Below are 6,000 nucleotides of genomic sequence, written 5' to 3'. Positions count from 1 at the left end.
AACACCGAGCGCCCCCACAGTGCCCTCGGCGGCAAGACCCCAGAACAGGTCCATCAAACCCACGGCGGAACCACCCACCGCCACTAACCGTTTACAAATTTTCGCCCCCAAACTGTCCAAGGAGTGGGGTCCACCCCACCCTTCAGGGCCTCCAGCGCCACCTTCGCCTTGAACTGCGCACTGTGTCGTTTGTGTTTTCCGGGCATCGCTTGGCTCCTCGCTCTCGCCAATCATGCCCCCTCGGTCTTAACAAAACCTACTGTCCAGTTTTTGGGGTCCACTTCACAGTGACAACAAACGAGGCTGATTGATTTTAAATGTTAGAAAAGCGCTGATTTCATGGCGCTTCCGAGCGGCCCAGGGATGGGCCGCCAAAATCAGGAACGTCAGGGACTGATTTTGTAAGCGAAGCAAAAACGACGCCGCCTCAAGGTACCTACTTTTGGTTTTTGCGTAGCGTGCCAATTCAAGGCAGGAGCCTTTAATCGGCGCTTCCTTAGAAAAACTTGCGTTAAACAGGGGGCGGGGCGGTTGGGGTGTGCATCCGTTTTGAGCCAAGGGGGCAGACCCCCACCACGTCAAGGGGGGTGTTTCTGCCTGTGGAGGGGGGCTTCGCCGCCCAGAAGTGATGCGGCCGAGGCAACGGTTGGGGAGGGGGATCGGCCCCGCTTTGGGGGCCTTCCGTGGGCCGCGATGACGTCGGTTGCTACGGCGAAGCATCCCCCGCAAGCGCCGCCGCCACCGAATCGTGTTCATCGCCGCCATGGTAGTGGTGGCAACCGGTGCAGGGGGTGGCCAGACGGTCGGGTTGCCCTTCGCTGCCGTGGCAGGTGGCGCAGGTGCTCAGACCGGGCATCAGCAGGTCGTAGTTCTCTCCAGAAACCTTGGCCATGTGGCAGGTGGTGCAGCTTTGGGTTTGGTGGGGTCGATGGCTGAAGGCAGCCTCGGGCATAAAGCGGTTTTGCAAATGGACCGGGGCGACGGTGAACAGTCCACCCTCCTCGTCGGGGTAACCGACCCCGTGGCATTTTTTGCAGGCGCCTGCCCCGAACAGACGCCACTCGGCATCCTCGGTTTGGCTCTTGACCCAGGCTTGCACCGCCTGTGCCCCTTGTGGGGGGGGAGCAACAGCGCCGGTCTCGGGATCGGGAACGTCAAACCGCCCCTGCACCGCCCGTTGGGCGAAATAGCCCCCTATGGCCTGACGCAGGGTTACCGGATCGGTATGAGGCAGCGCTTGCCCCTTGGGGGTGCCGTCCAGGGTGAGCACATGGCATTCGATGCAGTTGGCCGCCATGGTCACCGGTTTAAAGCCGACCTTGCCGACGTCGGGGGTGTGGCAGCTGGCACAGTTCAAAACCCGTTTTCCCTCGGGGGCGGCAATCCCTTCGGCTTTGAGGTGCAGCTTATGGGTGAAGAACAGCCCCCCGTCCTCCTCGGGAATGGGGACCGCGCTTTGGGATTGCACCTGTTTCCATAATGCCCGCAGTGCATTGTCGTCTTCGGCCGCAGCGATAGCGGCAGAGTCGGGAAGGTCGGGGACCTCTTGGCGCCGGACGACGGGGGCCCCCTCGTCGTCGAAACCGGCAACCAGGGCGTGCAGCGGGGGGTGACCGGTGGGGAAGCCATGGACCGGTCGGGGGGTGCCGGGCAATTTACCCATGGTGGGGCTGCCGTGGCAGGCCAGGCAGTCCTCTTGTTTGGCCCACATCCTGGCATTGGTGGCGGGCTGGTGCTCCTGGTGGCAAACGCCGCAGCGTTGGGTCGGTTGGCCGAATTTCGAGGCGGTGGATTGGGTCAGATGGGGCCGGGCCTCGTCGTGGCATTTCAGGCAGGCCACGTCGGCTACCGGGGTGAAGGGTGCGGTGTGGCAGGTTTGGCAGGCATCGCCGAAATGGCGGTGTTGACCTTGCACCGAACCGGGGCGCCAAAAGGTGCTGGCGTCGGGGGCCTTGAATCCAGCCTGACCCGAGGGTGGCAGCGCCGTCTGGTAGCTGTGGTAAGGAATCCACCCGGCCAGCAGCAGCACCAGACCCAGAACCAGCCAGCCCCAGCGCCAAGGGCGAATTTGCAACGCCTCGCTGCCGACCCCCCCCTCGTTCATCAGGGTGTCGAGGTGCTCCCCCAGGGGGCGGACGAATTCCACCTCAAGGGCCAGATCGCGCCCCATTTGCCCCATCAACGCCATGTCGTAGGGACCCAGCGAGAAACAATCCCCCAGGCCAAGCACGGCGCTACCGACGACCTCGCCGTTCACCCGAATGAGGGTGCCCCCCACGCTTTCGAGCAGCCAGCCCTCTCCCTGCGGAGTGAGGACCGCAGCCTCCAGCGGCACCCGGGGGTCGGGCAGAAAAATCTCGTTGTCGGTCCCCCGTCCCAGGGTCAAGCGGTCGGCCCGCCGCTCCTCGATCTGGGTGGTGGCGGCGCCGCCGGAGAGCCGCTCGATGTAGCGGATTTGGATGTCCATCGCTCCGCCTTAATAAAAGTAGAAAACCGAGACGACGTGCAGAGTCAGGGCGCCGATCAGCCCCATACTCAGCGGCACGTGGATCAACAACCAGAGCTTGAGCAGCAGATGGTCGCGTACATCGGTGCGGATGCGGCGCAGCAGCTCCAACTTGCGGTTCATCAGGGTCAGCAGGTTGTGCAGCAAGGTGGGGTCGATCCGCCCTTCGTGGGATTGGCACTCGATGGTGCGGATCGCCTGCACGGTCGGGCACCCCTTCTCGGGGCGGACCACCTTGCGCCACAGGCTACGGTGGACCGCCAGGGCGTGGGAGGAATGGGCAACCGCGGCTGCGACGGTGTCGGGCAGGGCGATCGCCGTCTCCATGCAGGCCCGCTCCACCTCCGCCAATTGCATCACCATCTCTTCGCGACTGTCCCCCTCGCGGTTGCGGTTGATCCGTTCTGGAATCCGCAGGTAGATCGCCAGACCCACCACGCCGCTGAGCAGGGTCAGCCACAGCAGCGCAAAGGTCAGGCCGTGCAGGTCGGCGTCCAGGTGCAGCCCGGCGTGTAGGGTGGCGGCGGTTGCCAGGGGGATGGAGAGGTAGATATGACTCGACAGCCAACTCGATAGGCTGATTTCGCCAGGGACGATCCGCCTTTTGCGCACGCCGAACCAGACCATGAACAAGATCAGCAGCAGCGCCGTACCGCCCAGGATGTACCCCGCCACCGTGCTACCGCTCAACCCCTGTGGGGGAGAGAGGGCGGACGCCATCAGAACCATCAGCAGCGTCAACAGCAGCGCCCGCTTGAGATGGAGGAATTTACGGTGACTCAGGATCGATCCGTACATGGTTCTCTTCCTTTAGTGAGTCCGGCGCAGTCGTTCGAGCAGGGTTTCGGGGCGGGTACGCAGCGCCGCTCCGGTGGGGCAGAAGCGGACACACGAGGGGCCACCGGCGATGTTGCGACACATGTCGCACTTCACCGCCAGCTTGTCTTTTTCACCCTTCATCCCCTTACCTGCCTCAGGGTAGGGATCTTCGCGGCGTTGTAAAAAGAGCAAACGGTGCCAGAGCCAACGGGGGTTTTTGCCCCATTGCAAAATCTTGGGCAGGAACCCCTCGGGGGTTGGGGGGGCCTCCTCGACGATGCGGATCACTCCATAGGGGCAGTTGCTCTCGCATTGGCCGCAGCCGATGCACTGGGCGGCGTCGATCCAGACCTCACCCCCCTTTTCGCGGTGGATGGCATCGGGGGGGCATTCGGCCATGCAGTGGGGGTGTTCGCAGTGACGGCAAGAGATCGGCAGGTGCAGGTTGCCCATCGTGCTGCCCGAATCGCGCTTGAGTCGTGAGATGCCGCCGTGCATTTGGGCGCAGGCGGTTTCGCAGTTGCCGCAGCGTACACACAGCGACTCGTCGATGGTCAGGATGTCGGTCCCCTCGCCGATTCCCTGGGCGATCAAAAACTGAATGGCATCACTGGTCTGTTCGCCGTGGCGATTGTCGGCGTTGGCGGCCAGCCGCTCTTGATAAGTTTTGTGAACCTGCCGTTTGAGGTCGGGGAAGAGCTCGGCCAACTGATGAAAATGATCGGCATCGATGCGGATCGTCTCGGTCGCCACCGCCGCCCGTACCGTGGCGGTGCGCGGCACCCGCCCCAACAACGCCATCTCGCCCACATAGTTGCCCGCTTGCAGGTAGGCCAGCACCACCGATTTGCCGCCGATGTGGCGGTCGACCATCACCGAGCCGCGACGGATCAGGTGCATGCAGTCGCCCTGTTCTCCCTCGGCATAGATCGTTTGGCTGGGGCGGTAATGTTCGATCCGCATCTGGTCGAGCAAGGGGGCAAAACGACCATCGTCGAGGGAAACCCCGAACATGCGGTGGATCTGCCGCACGATGAAGGCGCGGTCGAGTGCTTTTTGCACCGGGATCGACGAGGCGATCAATCGCAGCATGGTGCGACGGTCGGTTTCGAGCAGGATGCTGGTGGTGTCGGCCACCACGGTGGCGTTGCGCCGTCGTCCCGAAATCAGCCCCATCTCGCCGAAGAAGTCGCCCGAGTTGAGCAATATTTTGCGGCCTGGATCTTTGGGATCGATCAACACCCCCATCGAGCCCGAGACAATCGACCAGAAGGTGTTGCTGTAGTCCCCCGCAAAGAAGGCAGGATCCCCCGGGCTGAGGCTGTGGACCCTGCTTTTGGCCAGCAATTCGCGCATTTGCAGGTGAGTTAGCCCCGCAAAGAGGGGGACCAGACGGCGGGTTTTGTCGATGAAGGCATCGACCCCCATCTCGATGTGGGCGACCGCCAGTTTTTCGAGCAATAGGGGTTCGTCGGTGGGGGGGACCGGATTGCCCGCAATCGCCTCGACCACCTCGTATCCCTGATTGAGCGCCTGCTTAATCAGGGGGTAACCCGCCAGAGCGCCAATGATGTAGAGCCCCGGCACACTCGATTCGTAGGTGGGGCTCAGTTCGGGCAGGGCGGTGGCGTCGCTACCATGAAACCGGATGCCGCACCGCTCCATAAAGGGGCGGGGGGGGGTGGCGCCGAGTCGGGCGATCACCACCGAGCAGGGGAGGGTGGCGTTGCCCTTGGCGGTGTCGAGGTGGACCGTTCGGGATTCGATTTCGCGGGGGGTCGACTCGAACATGACCTTGATGTGGCCCTGCTCGGCCGCACGCTCCAGCGCCTGGATGTTGCCCAGTTTGGCCCGCGAAAACTCCCCCCCCCGGTAACACAGGGTGACCCGGTTGTGGGGGATCAACGCCAGGGCGGTTTCGATGGCCGAATCGCCGCCCCCGACCACCAGAACATCCTCGTCCTGGTATTGCTGGGGATCGGCCAGGTGGTACTCCACATGGGGCAGATGGGCGCCGGGAATGGTGAGCTTGCGCAGGTTGCCTTGCAGCCCGATGGCCAGGACCACCTTGTCGGCCAGCAGCTCCCCTTCGTCGGCCAGGGTCAGGCGAAAGCGACCCTCTTCTGCGGCGATGGCCCGCACCTCGGCGTTGTATCGAATCGCCACCCCCAGTTTTTCGGCCTGCCTGCGCCAGTTTTCGAGCACCACCTCTTTGCGTCCGGCGTCGAACATGATGTCGGAACGTAGCGGCAGTTTTTCGGGGGTCGCCATGACCAGCTTGCCCGCCTGAAACCCTTGCAGGGTATCGGCCAAGTGGCTTTGCCGCTCCAGCACCACATGACTCATGCCACGGGCGGCGGCGCGGGCAGAGGCGCTCAGACCTCCGGGGCCCGAGCCGATGATGGCGATCTCGACGTGCGGCTGATCCTGCACCATGGCTGAAAACCTGGGATTGAAAGGGGTACACAAAGACGGACGCTTCGGCGATGGGGCCGAACCATAGCCGTTCCCGTATCGACGCAGAACCGGGGTGTGACCCGGTAACCATGCTAATCGTCACATAACCAGCGGGGGGGGTGCTACTTTGAAAATCGACCGTTAGGGAAGCGCTGATTTAATGGCGCTTCCGAGAGACCCAGGGATGGGTCGCCAAAATCAGGAACGTAAGTGACTGA

General features: G+C 63.2%; 3 protein-coding genes. All 3 read right to left on the bottom strand.

The window, feature by feature from the left end:
- Window positions 1-706: 706 nt before the first annotated feature.
- Genes AUJ55_11575 through AUJ55_11565 form a run of 3 tightly spaced genes read right to left on the bottom strand, consistent with a single transcriptional unit; the run spans window position 707 to window position 5,761 of the window.
- Window positions 707-2,467, bottom strand: a complete 1,761-nt coding sequence (locus AUJ55_11575; GenBank protein ID OIO54769.1) for a hypothetical protein — start codon at window positions 2,465-2,467, stop codon at window positions 707-709.
- A gap of 9 nt (window positions 2,468-2,476) precedes the next feature.
- Complete coding sequence (locus tag AUJ55_11570) at window positions 2,477-3,304, bottom strand: hypothetical protein (GenBank protein OIO54768.1); 828 nt, start codon at window positions 3,302-3,304, stop codon at window positions 2,477-2,479.
- Between the two features lie 12 nt (window positions 3,305-3,316).
- Window positions 3,317-5,761 (bottom strand): hypothetical protein, encoded by a 2,445-nt coding sequence (locus AUJ55_11565; protein OIO54767.1) that lies wholly within the window; start codon window positions 5,759-5,761, stop codon window positions 3,317-3,319.
- Between the last annotated feature and the right edge of the window lie 239 nt (window positions 5,762-6,000).

The sequence above is a fragment of the Proteobacteria bacterium CG1_02_64_396 genome, from assembly GCA_001872725.1.
GTDB lineage: Bacteria > Pseudomonadota > MNWR01 > CG1-02-64-396 > CG1-02-64-396 > CG1-02-64-396.
Note: the sequence above shows the minus strand (reverse complement) of the source record. Positions and strands in the feature narration are given on the sequence as shown.

Excerpts from the sequence above, each read along its gene's own strand:
- AUJ55_11565 (OIO54767.1), bottom strand. The coding sequence starts at position 5,761 with ATGGTGCAGGATCAGCCGCACGTCGAGATCGCCATCATCGGCTCGGGC.
- AUJ55_11575 (OIO54769.1), bottom strand. The coding sequence starts at position 2,467 with ATGGACATCCAAATCCGCTACATCGAGCGGCTCTCCGGCGGCGCCGCC.
- AUJ55_11570 (OIO54768.1), bottom strand. The coding sequence starts at position 3,304 with ATGTACGGATCGATCCTGAGTCACCGTAAATTCCTCCATCTCAAGCGG.